The 15,512-nt window shown below is 74.2% G+C and carries 15 protein-coding genes; 9 read left to right on the plus strand and 6 right to left on the minus strand.

Annotation, left to right across the window (positions count from 1 at the left end; translation table 11 throughout):
- The first annotated feature begins 18 nt into the window (after positions 1-18).
- The 3 genes from ACFWAR_RS19965 (at position 19) to ACFWAR_RS19975 (ending at position 2,700) form a co-directional block, all read left to right on the plus strand.
- On the plus strand, positions 19-507 hold the full coding sequence (locus ACFWAR_RS19965) for a hypothetical protein (RefSeq protein ID WP_385778890.1): 489 nt from the start codon (positions 19-21) through the stop codon (positions 505-507).
- 436 nt (positions 508-943) lie between these two features.
- Positions 944-1,453: a GNAT family N-acetyltransferase gene (locus tag ACFWAR_RS19970; RefSeq protein WP_385778962.1), complete on the plus strand. Its 510-nt coding sequence runs from the start codon at positions 944-946 to the stop codon at positions 1,451-1,453.
- A gap of 113 nt (positions 1,454-1,566) precedes the next feature.
- Complete coding sequence (locus ACFWAR_RS19975; protein ID WP_385778892.1) at positions 1,567-2,700, plus strand: serine hydrolase domain-containing protein; 1,134 nt, start codon at positions 1,567-1,569, stop codon at positions 2,698-2,700.
- Positions 2,701-2,818: 118 nt separating this feature from the next.
- Here ACFWAR_RS19975 and ACFWAR_RS19980 read toward each other — a convergent pair whose 3' ends face one another.
- Complete coding sequence (locus ACFWAR_RS19980) at positions 2,819-4,831, minus strand: heavy metal translocating P-type ATPase (protein WP_385778894.1); 2,013 nt, start codon at positions 4,829-4,831, stop codon at positions 2,819-2,821.
- A gap of 72 nt (positions 4,832-4,903) precedes the next feature.
- Here ACFWAR_RS19980 and ACFWAR_RS19985 point away from each other — a divergent pair, with 72 nt between their 5' ends.
- Positions 4,904-5,236: an ArsR/SmtB family transcription factor gene (locus ACFWAR_RS19985; protein WP_385778896.1), complete on the plus strand. Its 333-nt coding sequence runs from the start codon at positions 4,904-4,906 to the stop codon at positions 5,234-5,236.
- Positions 5,237-5,303: 67 nt separating this feature from the next.
- On the opposite strand, the gene ACFWAR_RS19990 is transcribed toward ACFWAR_RS19985, so the two are convergent.
- Both ACFWAR_RS19990 and ACFWAR_RS19995 read right to left on the minus strand, forming a co-directional pair.
- A complete protein-coding gene (locus ACFWAR_RS19990) occupies positions 5,304-8,042 on the minus strand; it encodes a DNRLRE domain-containing protein (RefSeq protein WP_385778898.1) in 2,739 nt (912 codons plus the stop codon).
- A 181-nt stretch (positions 8,043-8,223) separates the two neighbouring features.
- Positions 8,224-10,185, minus strand: a complete 1,962-nt coding sequence (locus ACFWAR_RS19995; RefSeq protein ID WP_385778900.1) for a glycoside hydrolase family 5 protein — start codon at positions 10,183-10,185, stop codon at positions 8,224-8,226.
- A 202-nt stretch (positions 10,186-10,387) separates the two neighbouring features.
- On the opposite strand from ACFWAR_RS19995, the gene ACFWAR_RS20000 reads away from it, so the two are divergent.
- From ACFWAR_RS20000 to ACFWAR_RS20010, 3 genes are all read left to right on the plus strand, one after another.
- On the plus strand, positions 10,388-10,690 hold the full coding sequence (locus ACFWAR_RS20000; protein WP_351049094.1) for a hypothetical protein: 303 nt from the start codon (positions 10,388-10,390) through the stop codon (positions 10,688-10,690).
- An 82-nt stretch (positions 10,691-10,772) separates the two neighbouring features.
- Positions 10,773-11,219, plus strand: a complete 447-nt coding sequence (locus ACFWAR_RS20005; protein WP_385778902.1) for a Crp/Fnr family transcriptional regulator — start codon at positions 10,773-10,775, stop codon at positions 11,217-11,219.
- A 315-nt stretch (positions 11,220-11,534) separates the two neighbouring features.
- Complete coding sequence (locus ACFWAR_RS20010; protein ID WP_385778904.1) at positions 11,535-11,957, plus strand: SSI family serine proteinase inhibitor; 423 nt, start codon at positions 11,535-11,537, stop codon at positions 11,955-11,957.
- 13 nt (positions 11,958-11,970) lie between these two features.
- Here the strand turns inward: ACFWAR_RS20010 and ACFWAR_RS20015 are convergent, their stop codons facing one another.
- A complete protein-coding gene (locus ACFWAR_RS20015) occupies positions 11,971-12,837 on the minus strand; it encodes a GNAT family N-acetyltransferase (RefSeq protein WP_385778906.1) in 867 nt (288 codons plus the stop codon).
- A gap of 62 nt (positions 12,838-12,899) precedes the next feature.
- On the minus strand, positions 12,900-13,508 hold the full coding sequence (locus tag ACFWAR_RS20020) for a hypothetical protein (protein ID WP_385778908.1): 609 nt from the start codon (positions 13,506-13,508) through the stop codon (positions 12,900-12,902).
- Positions 13,509-13,672: 164 nt separating this feature from the next.
- On the opposite strand from ACFWAR_RS20020, the gene ACFWAR_RS20025 reads away from it, so the two are divergent.
- Positions 13,673-14,125 carry a VOC family protein gene (locus ACFWAR_RS20025; RefSeq protein ID WP_385778910.1) on the plus strand — a complete coding sequence of 151 codons (453 nt, stop codon included), beginning with the start codon at positions 13,673-13,675 and terminating at the stop codon, positions 14,123-14,125.
- 78 nt (positions 14,126-14,203) lie between these two features.
- On the plus strand, positions 14,204-14,938 hold the full coding sequence (locus ACFWAR_RS20030; RefSeq protein WP_385778912.1) for an NAD-dependent deacetylase: 735 nt from the start codon (positions 14,204-14,206) through the stop codon (positions 14,936-14,938).
- Positions 14,939-14,961: 23 nt separating this feature from the next.
- On the opposite strand, the gene ACFWAR_RS20035 is transcribed toward ACFWAR_RS20030, so the two are convergent.
- Positions 14,962-15,444 carry a VOC family protein gene (locus tag ACFWAR_RS20035; RefSeq protein WP_385778914.1) on the minus strand — a complete coding sequence of 161 codons (483 nt, stop codon included), beginning with the start codon at positions 15,442-15,444 and terminating at the stop codon, positions 14,962-14,964.
- Positions 15,445-15,512 lie beyond the last annotated feature (68 nt).

A 15,512-nucleotide genomic window follows, 5' to 3' on the forward strand; every position in this document is an offset into this window, starting at 1 on the left:
CCGGGAGGGCGGAACACCATGGCGGATGCGGCACCGGGCGGCTTCGAGCCCGCGACGGGCGACGGACCGCCGTCGGCGCATGGCGCGGCGGCCGCGGAGGCACGGGCCGCGGAGGTGCGCACGGCCTACGAGGGGCTGCTCACGATGCGCCGGATCCTGTCCGGCGGCGCGGCCGTCGAGGGGCCGCTGCCGCTCCCCATGCCCGCGCCCTGGGAGCGGCAGCGGATGCCGCGCGCGGTGGCGCTCGTACTGGAGGCCGCCGGCTTCGCGCCGTCGGCGCTGGACGCGGCGGGCGGGCGCGCCGCCACCGGTTACCGGGTCCTGGCCGGGCAGGACCCGGAGCGGGTCGAGGTGAGTTGGGTGGGGCCCCCGGGCGGCGGGGCAGCCGGGGCGGAGGAGGAGCGGCTGTCGGCGTGCGCCGAGGTGCTCGGGCGGCACGGCTGGGAGTGCCTGCTCTACCGGGGGCCGCGGCGCCGGCGCTTCCTGGAGGTGGAGCCGCGGCGCTGAGCACGGCGCGCCCCGGCGCCCGCCGCCGGAAAATCCGGTGCCGTCCGTGGTGGCGCTGGTGCACGCTGGCCGGATGAGCTTGATGGACGCCCTGGCGGCGCGGGTCGACGGCGGCGAGACGGTGCGGTTCCGGCCCAGGGGTTCCTCGATGGTCCCGCTCGTCCACGACCGGGATCCGGTGGTCGTGGCGCCGGTGGACCGCTCCCGCATCGAGGTCGGCGACATCGTCCTCGCGCGGGTCGGCGGCGCCGTCCACCTGCACCTGGTGTCGGCGCTGGATCCGGCGCGCGGGCGGGTGCGGATCAGCGACAACCGCGGCCACGTCAACGGCTGGACGGGCCGCGAGCGGGTCTACGGCATCTGCGTGAGCGTCGACGGCGTCCCGCGTCCCGGCGCGGCGGACCGGGTCCGCCCGCGGGCCGCTCCCGCCGCTCCCCTGCCCGGGTCGGTTCCGGCGCGGCGGCTGGACCTGGTGCCGCTGGCGGTCGAACACGCGCGGGAGATGGTCGACGTACTGGCCGATCCCGCGCTGCACGCGTTCATCGGCGGTGCGCCGGAGGACCTCGACGCGCTGCGCGCCCGCTACGCGCGACAGGCCGCGGGCTCCCCCGACCCGGCCGTCCTGTGGGGCAACTGGGTGCTGCGGTCGCACACGGGAGGGCAGTTGGTGGGGACCGTACAGGCCACCGTCGAGGACGGCACGGCGGAGGTGGCCTGGGTGGTCGGGACCGCCTGGCAGGGGCACGGCTACGCCCGGGAGGCGGCGCGCGCGCTGGTCGCCGCGCTGACGGCGCCCTCCGTCGGCCCGGCCGTCGCGCACACCGTGGTCGCGCACGTCCACCCGGACCACCGCGCCTCGGCGGCCGTGGCCGCCGCCTGCGGACTCGCGCCCACCGCCGAGGCTCAGGACGGCGAGGTCCGCTGGCGTCTCGGCCCCCTCTCCTAGGGGGGTGTCCGTCCCGGGGCGCCGGGAGCACGCTCCGGTGGGGCGGGGAATACCGGCCGGGGGGTGCCGGGTTGCCGGGACTGCGAGGTCAACGGGATGGTTCGGGAGGGTTCATGGCAGTGAACGGCACCGTGGTCGACGGTTTCGAAGGGGTGCGCGAGGAGTTCGCCGCCTTCCTCGCGGCCGAGGAGCACGCGCCCGGTGCGCAGTTGGTGGTGTACCGGGGTGGTGAGCGGGTCGTGGACCTGTGGTCGCAGGGGGTGGAGGCCGACTCCCTGCTCGGCGTCTTCTCGTCCACCAAGGGCGCGGCGTACCTGGTGACGGCGCTGCTGGTGCAGGACGGCGTGTTGGACCTGGACCGGACCGTCGCCTCGTACTGGCCGGACTTCGCGGCGGAGGGCAAGGGCGGGGTCACGCTGCGCGAGCTGCTGGCGCATCGGTCCGGGGTGATCGGCGCGGACGCCGGTTTCACCGCGGCCGAGCTGGCCGACGACCGGGCGTTGGCCGCCCGCCTGGCGGGGCAGCGCCCCTTCTGGCAGCCGGGCCGCTTCTTCGGCTACCACGCCATCGTGATCGGCGCCCTCGTCGGCGAGGTCGTGTTCCGGGCCACCGGGCGCACGCTCCAGGCCTGGTACGAGGAGCGGATCCGCGCTCCGCACGGTCTCGATCTGTGGCTGGGGCTGCCGGAGTCCGAGGAGCCGCGCTTCCTGAGCACGCTGCGGATGCTGCCGACGCCGGAGCAGGCGGCCGAGATCGAGGCGGCCGCCGCGAGCCCGTACGGCCTGGGCGGGATCGCCTTCAACGCGCACGCGCCGGACAACGGCGAGCTGTACGACTTCCCCAACTCGCGTGCCGTGCGCGCCGGGGGCCAGGCGTCGGCGGGCGGGATCGGCTCGGCGCGCGCCCTGGCGGGGCTGTACGCGGCGGCGGCCTTCGGCCTGGACGGGCGGGCTCCCCTGCTGAAGCCGGACACGGCCGCCGAGTTCGCCCGGATCCACTCCGAGGGCAAGGACCTCGTGAGCGGCACGGCGAAGGCCTTCGGCCTCGGCTTCCAGAGCTACGGCCCGAACTTCCCGGCCCTGGGCGCGGGCGCCTTCGGCCACAGCGGCGCCGCGGGTTCCCTCGCGCTCGCCGACCCCCGGCAGGGCTTCGCGTACGGCTACGCGCGGCGCCGGTACGCCTTCCCCGGCGGCGCGGCCCCGGAGAACGGGCGCCTGCTGTGGGCGGTGGTCCGCGCGCTGGCCTGACGGGTGCACGGCCCCGGCGGGTGTCGAGCGCACCCGCGGGGCGCGGCCGGGAGACCGCGCGCCGTGCCGCCCCCCGCCGCGGGCGGGGGGCGGGGGGCGGCACGGCACCGGGCGGCGGCTACCGGCGGGCCCGCGCTTCGCGGACGTCGGGGTAGCGCAGCAGCCGCAGGGCGTTGGCCACGACGATCAGCGTGGAGCCCTCGTGGACCAGGACCGCCGGGCCGATGCCCATGCCCATGACGGTCGCCGGGACCAGGACGGCGACGATGCCGAGGCTCAGCCAGAGGTTCTGCCGGATGATCCGGCCGGCCCGGCGGCTGAGGCCGGTGATGAAGGGCAGTCGGCGCAGGTCGTCGGACATCAGCGCGATGTCCGCCGTTTCCAGGGCGACGGCGGAACCGGCCGCGCCCATCGCCACGCCCACCGTCGCACCGGCCATCGCGGGTGCGTCGTTGACCCCGTCGCCGATCATGGCGGTCCGTTCGGCGGCGCGCAGCCGGGCCACCTCGGTGACCTTGTCCTGCGGCATCAGGCCGCCGCGGACCTCGTCCATGCCGACCGCGCGGCCCACCTCGTCGGCGACCCGCTGGTCGTCTCCGGAGAGCATGACCATCCGGGTCACGCCGAGTCCGCGCAGCTCCGCCACCGTGTCGGCGGCGTCCGGACGCGGGGCGTCCATCAGGCCGAGCGTGCCGAGGTAGCGCTCGCCCCGGCGCACCAGCATGGTGGTGCGGCCGCTCTCGGCGAGCTGCCTGGTGCGCTCGCGCAGCGCGGCCGGTACGGGCGGGCCCGCGAGGCTGTCGGCGTAGGCCAGGCTGCCGATGTGGACCTCCTCGCCGTCGAGTTCGGCGGTGACGCCGCGGCCGATGACGGCGCGCAGGTTCACGGCGGCGGGCTCGGCGGACCGGGCGGGCGCCGCGCCCAGCAGGGCGGGGGCGTCGCGGACGACGGCCTGCGCCAGGGGGTGGTCGCTCAGGCGCTGCACGGCGAGGGCGGTGCGCAGCAGCTCCTGCGGGCCGACGCCGTCGGCGGCCTCGGCCTCGGTCAGCCGCGGGCGGCCCTCGGTGAGGGTGCCGGTCTTGTCGAAGGCGATGGTGCGCAGCCGCCCGAACTCCTCCAGCGGGGCGCCGCCCTTGACCAGTACGCCGCCGCGGGCCGCGCGGCCGACGGCGCTGAGGACGGCGGCGGGGGTCGCGATGGCGAGGGCGCAGGGGCTGGCGGCGACGAGGACGGCCATCGCCCGGTAGAAGGTGTCGGCGAAGGGTTCGCCGGTGAGGGCGCCGATGCCGAGCAGTACCGCGACCAGGGCCAGTACGCCGGGGACGAACACCTTCTGGAAGCGGTCGGTGAAGCGCTGGGTGGGCGAGGTCCGCTCCTCGGCCTCCTGCACCATGCGCACCACCCGGGCGAGGGTGTTGTCGCGGGCGAGGCGGGTGACGACGACGTCGAGGGCGCCGGCGCCGTTGACCGTTCCGGCGAAGACCCGGCTCCCGGCGTCGACGGCGGCCGGGTCCGCGAGGGCCGCGGCGCGGTCGGCGACCGGCTGCTTGTCGACGGGGATGCTCTCGCCGGTGATGGCCGACTGGTCGAGGCTGCCGGTGCCGGAGGCGACGAATCCGTCGGCGGGGACCCGGGTGTGCGGGCGGACCAGGACGGTGTCGCCCACGACCAGCTCCTCCACGGGGACCTCGACCGGGGTCGCGGCGCGCAGGACGAGGGCGCTGCGGGGTGCCAGTTCGCCCAGCGCCTCGATGGACCTGCGGGCGCGCCCCATCGCGTAGCCCTCCAGGGCGTGGCCGAGGCTGAAGAGGACGAGCAGGACGGCGCCCTCCTCCCACTTGCCGATGGCCGCGGCGCCCGCCGCGGCGATCAGCATGAGGAAGTCGACCTGGAAGCGGCCGCGCCGGACGGTGAGCAGTGCCTCGCGGAGGGTGAAGAACCCGCCGAAGACGTAGGCGGCGACGAAGAGGGGCAGGGTGGCGGGGCCGCCGTTGCCGGTCAGCTCCAGGATCAGGCCGGTGAGGTAGACGGTGAGCGCGAGCAGGGCGCTGACCAGTTCGGCGCGCTCGCCGAGGAAACCGTGCGCGTGGCCGTCGCCGCGGGGCGGGTTCGGCGTGCGGTTCGTATTCATGACATCAATATATCAGCACATCCAAATATATGAATCTGTGCACATCTCAATCCGTTGACCTAGAGTGACGCCATGGAACCCTCGGCCGCCCCCACCCTCACCGAGCCGGACGCCGAGGCGGTCGCCGAGGTCATGCAGGGCCTCGCCTCGCCCGCCCGGATCCGGATCCTCGCCCGGCTGCTGCACGCGCCCTGCTCGGTCGGCGAACTCGCCGACGACCTGGGCCTCGGCCAGCCCACCGTCTCCAACCACCTGCGGCTGCTGCGCCACCTCGACCTCGTCACGGGCCGCCGCACGGGCCGCAGCGTCGTCTACGAGCTGCACGACGCCCACGTGAGCGCGCTGCTCCAGCAGGTCCTGGCCCACATCGGGCACGGCGGGCCGGGCCCGTCCCCCGCCCCCTGACCGGGACGCGCGAAGGGGGCGCGGACCGTGTCGGCCCGCGCCCCCTCGACGAAGTGGTGCCTCCTTACTACTGCGGACCGAAGGTCAGGGTCAGCTGGGGCGTCCCCTCGTTCGCGGCCGCCTCCGAGGACCACAGCCACGCCGGGTCGGCGCCGCCGTTGGTCAGCGCCAGGCTGTAGGAGCCGTTCAGGGCCGCGGCGACGGCGGCCCGGTCCAGGGCGGTCGTGGCGACCGCCGAGCCGTCCGCGATGCCGGCGAAGCTGCCGAGCGCGGTGGCGCCGAGGGCCGGACGGTTGGAGTAGGTCGTGCCGGTCTCCGTCCACGCGCCGGTGACCGGCACCACGGACACGGTGTCGGTGGTCCCCGCCCCGCTCATCGTGTTCGTCTTCACGCTCAGCGTGGCCGATTTCAAGGCCGTACCGGCGGGCGCCGCGGGCAGGGCGAAGCGCAGGTAGCTCTGATAGAGGGCGCTGCCGCCCACCGCGAGGGAGCCGGAGGTGCCGAAGTTGGTGCCGGGCGCGCCCGCGTTGGCGTAGGTGTCCTCGGCCGCCCGGACCTGGACGACCGAGTCCGCCGGAGCCGTGGCGAGGGCGTAGTGGTTCTGCACCTGCGCGGGGGTCAAGGCCGTCGGGTAGACGGCGGTCTCGTCGAGCTGGCCCGCCCAGTAGTCGCTCGTGGGGCGCTCCGGCCAGCCGTTCAGGTTGTCGCCGCCCGCGTGCCAGTACCCGGCGAAGTTCTCGTTCGTGGTGACGTTCAGGGTGCCCTTCTGCACTCCGTCCACGTAGAGGACCATGCCGCCCGCGCCCTGGGTCGCGACGACGTGGTGCCACTGGTTGTCGTTGTAGCGGGCGGCGCCGCCGGTGGTGATCGTGCGGGTGGCGCCGGTGTAGACGCCGAAGGTGAGGCGGCCGTCGTTGGTCATGTAGACGTGCTTGTCGTACTGGCTGCTGCCGCGCGTCTGGTTGTTGCCGAAGCCGACGAGCTTGCCGCCGCGCGTGGTGTTCGTCCTGAACCAGGTCTCCAGCGTGTACGTGTTCCCGACCGTCGAGCGGCGGTCGCCGTACACCTGGGTGTCCGTGCCGTTGAAGCCGATCGCGGTGCTCGCGCCGGTGACCGCGCCGGGCGTCTGGCGCAGCGCCGGGGCGTTCAGGTGGACACCGCTGGAGTTGCCGCCGTCCGAGGAGTCGGCGACGAAGGGCAGCGCGCTCTCGTCGTAGCGCCAGTACTGCGCGGCGCCGTCCGTGCGCACCTGGTTCGGGTAGGCGTCCGCGGTGGCCGGTACGGTCACCGATGCCGTGGCGGAGAGGGCGCTGGTGTTGCCCGCGCCGTCGGTCGCGGTCACCCGGTAGCTGTACGACTGGCCCGCCACGACGGTGGTGTCGGTCCACGACGCCTGCGGGCGCCGGAAGAAGAGCGAGTCGGCGGCGACCGTGGCGATCGGCGTGGCCGAGCCGCCCCGGTAGACCTTGTACGTCAGCGTGCTGTCGTCGAGGTCCAGGCTGGTGCGCCAGCGCACCTGGACCTGGCCCGGCTTGAAGCTCACCGCGCTCGCGACCGGGACGGTCGGCGCCCCGGTGTCCCCGGTGGAGGCGAAGCGGGTCAGGCTCTGCTGCGCGGAGCCGTTGACGGTGGTGAACTCGCCGCCGACCCACAGGTACTGGACCCCGGCCTTGGAGCCGACCGTCATCACGCGCGGTCCGATGCCCTCGCCGATGCCGTCGTTGGTGTCGGGGGCCCAGCCCAGCTTCGCCGTGCTGGTGGTGGGTTCGGCGAGCAGGTGGTGGCGCTGCCCGTCGGGGTACTCCCCGACGCTGGAGCAGTCGTGCGCGTGCGAGGCGCTGTAGAGCACGTTCTGGTAGGGCAGCACGGCCTGGGTGGCGCCGAGGCAGGTGTCGCGCCACCGCTGGCCGAAGCCGTCGAGGTCGAGCGCGATCCGGCCGTCGAAGACCCCGCCCCCGGTGCCCTCGTTGCCGGTGTAGAAGCCGGTGGCGTCGACGGCGATGTCCTTGACCACCGAGTTGGTCTCGATGAAGCCGGGGTAGGACTTGGCGAGGGCGCCGCTGGTGGCGTCCACGACGGCGAGCGCGTGGGTGTTCGCACCGTTGACGGTGAAGAAGTCGCCGCCGATCAGCACGTTCTGGCCGTCGGGGGTCACTTCGACCGCGCGGCCCGGTTCGTCGGCGTCGGCCGTGAAGGGCCGCAGGGCGCCGTCGGCCGTGGCGACGGCGGCGAAGCGCTGGCGCGACTGGCCCTGGACGGTCAGGAAGTCGCCGCCCGCGTAGACGGTGTCGTCGGTGACGGCGAGCGCGCGGACCGTGGCCGCGAAGGACGGGTGGAACGCGGCCTTCGGGGTGCAGGTCGCCACGTCGATCGCGGCGAGGCTGGAGACCGGCGTGCCGTTGACGGCGCCGAAGTACCCGCCCGCGTACAGGGTCTGTTTGTCGGGCGACAGGGCCAGCGCACGGACGGTGGCGGTGCCGCCGCCGACGGTGAAGGAGAGCTTGCAGGCCGTCGGGGCGCCGGTCGCCGCGTCGAGGGCGACGAAGTTGACCGCGGACTGCTCGGCCCCGGCGCCGCCCTCGGGCGGCCGGACGGCCGAAAAGGTGCCACCGGCGAAGATCGTGCCGTTCGCTTCGGCGAGCGCCCAGACGACCCCGTTGGGCTGCCAGGTCGACAGCGCGTCGGCGGTGAAGGCCACGGGCGGCGTGAGCGCCGCGGCCTGTGGTACGAGGCCCAGACCGATGGCGGTGGCGCCACCGGACAGGGCCAGGGCGAGAGCGGCCGCCAGGCCTTTGGATCTGCGCATGAACCCCCCAGTTCACAGTGCGAGGTGATGAAGGTGCACGGCGGTGCGTGTGCGCACATGGCCGGAAACAGCCGAACCGGTGCCGTGCGTAGGGCGCACACTAGGACGATTTCGCGCCGCGTTCACCACACTTGACCCATCGGATGCGCAAAAGCGCGCTCCCGACGCGCCCGGCGCCCCCTCAGCCGACCGGCGCGGCGCGGCACAGGAGCGCCGCGGCGGAGGGCCGGGACCCGACCCGGGTGGTGAAGGCGATGCCCGCCGCGTACTCCGTGGGCAGGCACTGGCCCTTGTAGGCGCCGTAGGCGAACTCCCCGCCCGCCGCGCCCGGCGGCCGGTTGTCGCCCCGGTCGAACCAGACCGTGCGGCCCGCTCCGGCGAGACCGGCGCGGCCCGGCGCGCACAGGGCCGCGGAGAGCCGCTCGCCGCGCACGCTGTACCCGATCAGGAACTGGCCCGCCGGGCACTGGAGCTTCGTGTAGCCGCCCGCCCAGTCGCCACCGGCCGGTACGTACCGCTCGTCGCGCACCACGCTCTGCGCGCCCGTCGCGGCCCGCAGCCCCGAGCCGACGCACAGGCCCCGGCCCCCGGTGTGGCTCAGGCCGACCAGCCCGGAGCCATCGGGGCAGACCGCCTTGCGGGCGCCGCCGTCCCAGTCGCCGGTGGCCCGGGTGAGCAGCGAGGCGACCTGGTCGCGGTGGTCGGTGGTCAGCATCGACCAGCGGGTGACGGGGGCTACCGGCCCGACGCGCCCGGCGGAGGCGGCGAGGGCGGCCCAGGGGGCGGTGCGCCAGTCCCCCGGGTCCAGGACGCCGGTGCGGCGGCCCGCGGCGTCGTAGCGGAGCAGGGCCCAGTCGTCGCCGCCCGGCGCGCCCTGCGCCGTGGTGCTCCAGCCGACCAGCGGCCAGTACGCGAAATCGGCGTCGGAGGTGGCCAGGTACGAGGTGAGGCGGTTGAACCAGGTCCGCTGCGCGGCGCCGCCCTCACCGGCCCCGATGCCGAACTCGCTGATCCACACCGGGGCGGTGAAGTGGTTGCCGCTCTCCGCGGCGACGTAGAAGGCCTGGTCGTACAGGGTCTGTTCGAGTTCGGCGGCGCTCATGTCCTGGTAGCGCGGGTCATGGGTCTCGCCGAGCCCGGTGGCGCCGCTGTGGTGGGGCCCGGTGTAGCCGTAGAAGTGGGCGGAGTAGACCAGCTTGTCCGAGGCCACGAGCGTGTGGGAGAGGGTGCGCACGGGGGTCAGGGTGGGGCGGCCGTGCGGCAGGCCGTCCAGCGGGATGCCGGTCCAGTTGATGCCCTCGATGACGACGAGCAGGTCGGGGTTGGCCTCGGTGAGGATCCGGTCGGCGGCCTCCTCGGCCGCCGCGTACCAGTCGTGGCCGTCGCCCAGGCCCCAGTTGGGGTCGTCCAGGGTGTCGCGGCGCACCTCGTTGTAGAGGTCGGCGCCGACCACCCGCGGGTTGCCGCGGTAGTGCCGGGCGAGGAAGACCCAGTCGTCGGCCCACTGGGCGGTGGAACGCCCGCTGTTCCAGCGTTCGTTGCCGTCCAGGCCGCAGCACCACCGGGTGGTGTTGGTGTGGTTGTTGAGGATGACCGCGAATCCGTCGGCGGTCAGCGCCGCGACGACCGCGTCGTACACCTGGAACGGCGTCTTCCCGCGCAGCGTCGGATTGGCCGCCACCGCCGCGTCCGGGACGGGGGCGGTGGTGCGCAGCATCTCGCCGGAGAAGGGCAGCCGGATGCTGTTGAGGCCCAGTGCGTGGAAGTCGGCGAGCAGGGCCGCGATCGGGGTCCGGTCGAGGCCGAGCGGAATCCCGTGGGAGTCCTGACCCGCGTGGTGGGTGGCGGGGTCGGCCGCGTTCCCGGAGCCGTTCCAGGAGCCCTGGGCGCCGTCCCAGTTCCCGGAGCGCAGCCGCATGCGCTCGCCCTTCGCGTCCACGACGTAGCGGCCCCGGGTCGACAGCGGCGGCGTCCAGGTCGCCGCGGCCGCCGGGACGGCGCCCGCCGCCGCCTCCCGCTCCTGCCGGTCCCCGGCGGCCCGCGCCGGTCCGGCCGGTACGGCGAGGGCCGTGACCAGCAGCGCGCACAGCAGCGGCGCACACCGCAGAAGGGCGTGGCGGGCCACGTTCAGGGGGCTCTGCATCTCGCACCTGCCGGTCCGGTCGCCTGTCAGACATGAATGAACGCGGTCAAGTTACCGGCCGGTCGCCGCCGACGGAAGGGCGACGGGGCCGCCCGCCGGGTCCCCGGCGGGCGGGCACCCTGGAGAAAGCGCCACGCCGTGGCCCCGGCCCCTCTACCGTGCCTGCAGGGGGATCGGCTCGGTCGACGGAAGGCGGGGGCGGATGGACAGGGAAGAAGACATGCGGCTGGCGAGGATCACCCCGGAGATCTCGCGCCGCACCATCACGCTGCTGCGGGAGCTGGCCGGGCTGGAGCCGCCGGAGCGGGTGCCGGAGGACGCGATGGTCCTCGCGGACGCGATCCTCGCCGAGCACGGCACGGACGGGCTGCGGGTCCTCGTGATGACCCTCTCCGCGTGGGCGACCGCCCAGATAGAGAACGTCGCGGAGCTGAGCCAGCGCAGCTACGAGGCGGTGCTCGACGCGATGGAGCTGGCCTGCCTGGAGGCCAACGGCGACGAATGACGGCGGATCGCGCCCGGGAACGGCCATCGGGCCGCCGGTCGGCGACACTGGGTGGAGCGGGGGGTCCCGATCGGAGGCCGTCGTGAGCAACCCTTCCCCCATCCGGATCGCAGCCGCCCTGTCCACGGAACACCGCGGGCGGCTGATGAGCCACGCCCACGAGGTCAACTTCCCCGAGGGCGCGCGGATCTTCGACGAAGGAAACCGCGCCGAAACCTTCTGGATCGTGCGCTCCGGCACCGTCACCCTGGAGATCCCGGTCCCCGGCCGCCGGCCCACCCCGGTGGAGAGCCTCGGCCCCGGTGAGCTGGTGGGCTGGTCGTGGCTGTTCCCGCCCTACGTCTGGCAGCTGGGCGCCGAGGCGATGACCCCGGTGCGCGCGTACGAGTTCGACGGAACCACGGTCCGGATGCTGATGGACGCCGACCCGGCCTTCGGTTCCGCCGTGGGCCACTGGGTGGGCCGGGTACTGGCCCACCGCCTGCACCAGACCCGCACCCGCCTGCTCGACCTGTACGCCCCCCACTAGGGCTTTCGCGCCTTCCGCCCGGCCCCGCGGCCGCGCCGCCGGGCCCCGCACCGACCGGATACCGGCCTGCCGCGGGCGTCGGCTGGCCCGATGTCGACGGACCGATCTTCGGCCGTTTCGTATACAGGTTCTATACAGGTTTTCCTACAGGTCACAGGAGTCCGGACCGACACAACCAGCAATCACCTGGTCGCTTTCGGTGACGTGAAATGGGGGTGCGGGTGAGCGGACGCGCCCTGGGTGGGCAACACTCGTGTCCGTTATCCGAAACAACCACCCAAGGGAGTGTTCGAAATGCGGTCCATCGCAAGGGGTATGGGTCTCGCTTCCGCGGCCATGGCGCTCACCGCGCTCACCGCACTGGCCGGGTCGGGGGCGGCCGACGCCGCGCCCTCCGGCACCGAGAGCCTCTACGCGCCGTCCGCGCTGGTGCTCGGGATCACGGCGGGCGACGACGCCCGCAACGGAACGGTCCTGCGCGCCGTGACGCTCGTCTGCGCACCCCGCCCGAGCGGGACCCACCCGGACCCGGCCGGCGCGTGTACGGAGTTACTCGCGGCCGCCGGGCAGGCCGACACGATCACCCGCGGCGGCTCCGCCGGGCCGTGCACCAGGGAATGGGACCCGGTGACGGTCACGGCCGACGGAGTGTGGCAGGGCAAGCACTACACCTACCAGCACACCTTCGCCAACCGCTGCGCGATGCGGGGCGGCAGCGGCTCCCTGTTCGCGTTCTGACGATCGCCCCGGGTCAGCCCAGTTCGAGGCTGGTCACCCCGTAGAGACCGGGGAGGTCGACCTCCGGCGCGGGGCCCGTGTACATCCGGGCGGCCTCGAAGGTGGGGACCAGGCCGAGTCCGGACACGAGGGCGAGGGCGGCGGGATTGGCGTCGGGCACGTCCACCGCCACCGGTCCCGCTCCCCCGTCCGGGGCCCCGGGCACCGTCGCCGCCAGCCGCTGGATCAGGGCGGCGGCGACGGCCGGGGTGGCGGCGTAGAGCGGACCGATCCGCGAGGCCGCACTGCACGGCCGGATCACCCCGAGACCCTCCACCCGCCCGTCGCGGACGGCCGCGAGCGCCGTGCGGCCCGGCAGCCCGGTCCAGGCCGCGAGGAAGGAATCGCGCGGCTCGGGGAAGAACCGCCGGTCGTAGGCGGCCAGTTCGGCGAAGGGCAGCGAGCGGGCGTCGATCACCTCGATGCCGGCGCCGGGGCTCCCGAAGTCGCCGGGAACGCCCTCGTGGCGGACGTTGTTCCAGGCCGAACGGAAGCCGGACTTGCGGTAGTTGTCCTGCTGGGCGACGACCCCGTCCAGGCCGACGAGGCGCCCGTCGAGCCGGGCCATGGCCGCGTGCCAGAGCTGGATCCCGTACCCCTGCCCGCGCACGGCGGGGCGGACGATGTAGAAGCCGACGAAGCCGAACCCGGCGCCGTAGCGGACCGCCGAGACGCAGGCCACGGGCTCGCCGTCCAGGCGCCCCACGAGGAAGCCGCGCGGATCGGCCACGGCGAAGGCCAACCGGTCGGTGTCACCGGGATTCCATCCTTCGTCGTCGGACCACGCCCGGAACAGTTCCATGTCCGCGGCGCTCGCGCCGACGATCTCGAATGCGCTCATGTGCGGTGTTGTACCAGAGGTGCGGTCCGTCCCGGTACGGTGCCCGCGCGGCCGACGGCCCGTCAGTGACCGCCCCGGGGCTCCCAGCAGCCGCCCTCCATGTACGAGCCGTGGGTCTCGATCCGCACCGGGTCGTGCAGTTGGCCGCCGACGCAGGGCCCGCCCTCGTGGACGCGCAGCTGGAACCAGAGGGTGCCGGTCTGCCCCGGACCGCTCTTGATGACGCCCGGATCCACCGCGTAGCCGAGCCCCTCCAGCGCGGTCCGCAGCTCCGCCTCGGTGTGCGGGACCGTCCTGCCCTCCCCCGTCAGGGCCGCCCGGATGCGGTCCGCGTGGGCCCGGCCGAGGCACTGCTCCCTGGGGGTGTCGGGCAGTTCCCGCTTGAAGGCGTGGTTCTCGGCGTACTTGTCCGCCTCCGGATCCGTCCCGGCGCTGCCCTGCGGCGCCTCCGGCAGGCCGGTGGCCCGGTCCGCGCACCGCGCGGCGATCTCGGGGTACAGCTGGTCGTGCCGGGCCGCGGCCGCCCGGGCGCGGGCCGCGTAGTCCACGCTCGGGGAAACGGCCGGGACCGGATCGGCGCCGCCCCCCGTGGTCGACGTGGTGCCGCAGCCGGTCAGCGCGAGCAGGGCGCAGACCGAGAGGACGGCAGCGGGAATGCGGCGGGGTGTCAAAACGTCTCCAGGGTCCCTGACGGGTGGTACCCCGCGGGCGGGGCCGAACGATCAGTATCGCCAACGCGCGCCGCGCGGACGTGAGTACCCGTACTCAGCTGATGTCAGTGGGCCCGGATATAACGGGATCCCAGAACAGGATCCGATCCCTCGCGGAGGACCCCATGACCGCTGTGCAGTGGAAACTCGTCGTCGACTGTGCCGATCCGCTGCGCCTCGCGCGGTTCTGGTCGGCGGCGCTGGGATACGCGCAGGAGGAGCATTCCGAGCTGATCGAGCGGCTGATCGGCTTCGGCGCGGTCACGGACGCCGACTGGATGGTGGTGGACGGCCGGAAGGTGTGGCGCGGCGCCGCGGCCGTGCGCCACCCCGAGGACCCGGTCGACCCGGCGACCGGGGTCGGGCTGGGGCGCCGCGTGCTCTTCAACGCCGTGCCGGAGCCCAAGCAGGGCAAGAACCGGATGCACATCGACCTGCACTTCGGTCCGGAGCGGCGGGACGCGGAGAGCGAGCGCTTGACCGCGCTGGGGGCCACGGTGCTGCGGACGGTGGCGGAGCACGGCATGTCGCACGTGGTGATGGCGGACCCCGAGGGCAACGAGTTCTGCGTGCAGTGACGCCACCGGCGCCACCGGCCGGTCGGCGCGCCGCTTAATGCTTCGCCCCGGGGGGCGGGGGCTGCGTAGGGTCGGGGCATGGGGAAGCCACTCGTCGTCGTGTTCAGCGGGGCCGGAATGTCCACCGATTCCGGGATTCCGGACTACCGGGGGCCGCAGGGCCTGTGGCGCCGGGAGCCCGGCGCCGAAAAATTGGTGACCTACGAGTACTACATGGCGGATCCGGAGATCCGGCGGCGGTCCTGGCTGATGCGCGCCGAGATCGCCGCGCTCGGCGCCCTGCCCAACGCGGCGCACCTGGCCGTGGCCGCGATGGAGCGCGCCGGGACCCCGGTGCGGGTCGTCACCCAGAACGTCGACGGGCTGCACCAGCTCGCCGGAATGCCCGACCGCAAGGTCTTCGAGCTGCACGGAACCGCCCGGGCCGTCGTCTGCACCCGGTGCCACGTCCGCTCCCCGATGTCCGAGACCCTGGACCGGGTCGCGGCGGGCGAGCCCGACCCCGCCTGCCTGACCTGCGGCGGGATCCTCAAGGCCGGGACCGTGATGTTCGGCGAGCGCCTCGATCCCGAGGTGTTGGCGCAGGCCGTGGCGGTGGCCAAGGGCTGCCAGGTCTTCATCGCCGTGGGCAGCACCCTCCAGGTGCAGCCCGCCGCCTCGCTGGCCGGGATCGCGGCCGAGCACGGCGCCCGGCTGATCATCGTGAACGCGGAGGAGACCCCGTACGACCCGCTCGCCGACGAGGTGATCCGGGAACCGATCGGAAGCGCCCTGCCCGCGCTCCTCGACCGGCTCCAGGAGGTCCAGGTCTAATCGCTGCGCCCCGGCCCCGCGGCTCAGCCGCCCGCGTGGGCCGTGCGCACCGCCGCCAGGTCGATCTTCTTCATCGTGTACACGGCGGCGCTGGCCCGTGCGGCCTTCTCCGGGTCGGGGTCGCTGATCAGGTCGATCACCTCGGCCGGGACGACCTGCCAGGACAGGCCGAAGCGGTCCTTGAGCCAGCCGCACTGGGACTCCGCGCCGCCGTCGGCGGTCAGCGCCTCCCAGTAGTGGTCCACTTCGGCCTGGTCGGAGCAGTGGATCTGGAAGGAGACGGCCTCGGTGAAGGTGAAGAGGGGGCCGCCGTTGAGGGCGACGAACTTCTGTCCGTTGACCTCGAACTCGACGACCATCACGGACCCGACCTCGCCGGGGCCCGCGTCGGTGTAGTGGCCGATCCGGCCGCGCCTGCCGTCCTTGAAGACGGAGAGGTAGAAGTCGGCGGCCGCTTCCGCGGTGCCGTCGAACCACAGGCACGTGGTGAAGCCTTTGCTGATCATGAATGCCTCCAGCGGGTGTGGGCGGGTTCTCGTCCCTCCCATACAGACCGGTCCCGGGCCCGATTCTC

It is taken from the genome of Streptomyces sp. NPDC059917 (assembly GCF_042730635.1).
Classification (GTDB): domain Bacteria; phylum Actinomycetota; class Actinomycetes; order Streptomycetales; family Streptomycetaceae; genus Streptomyces.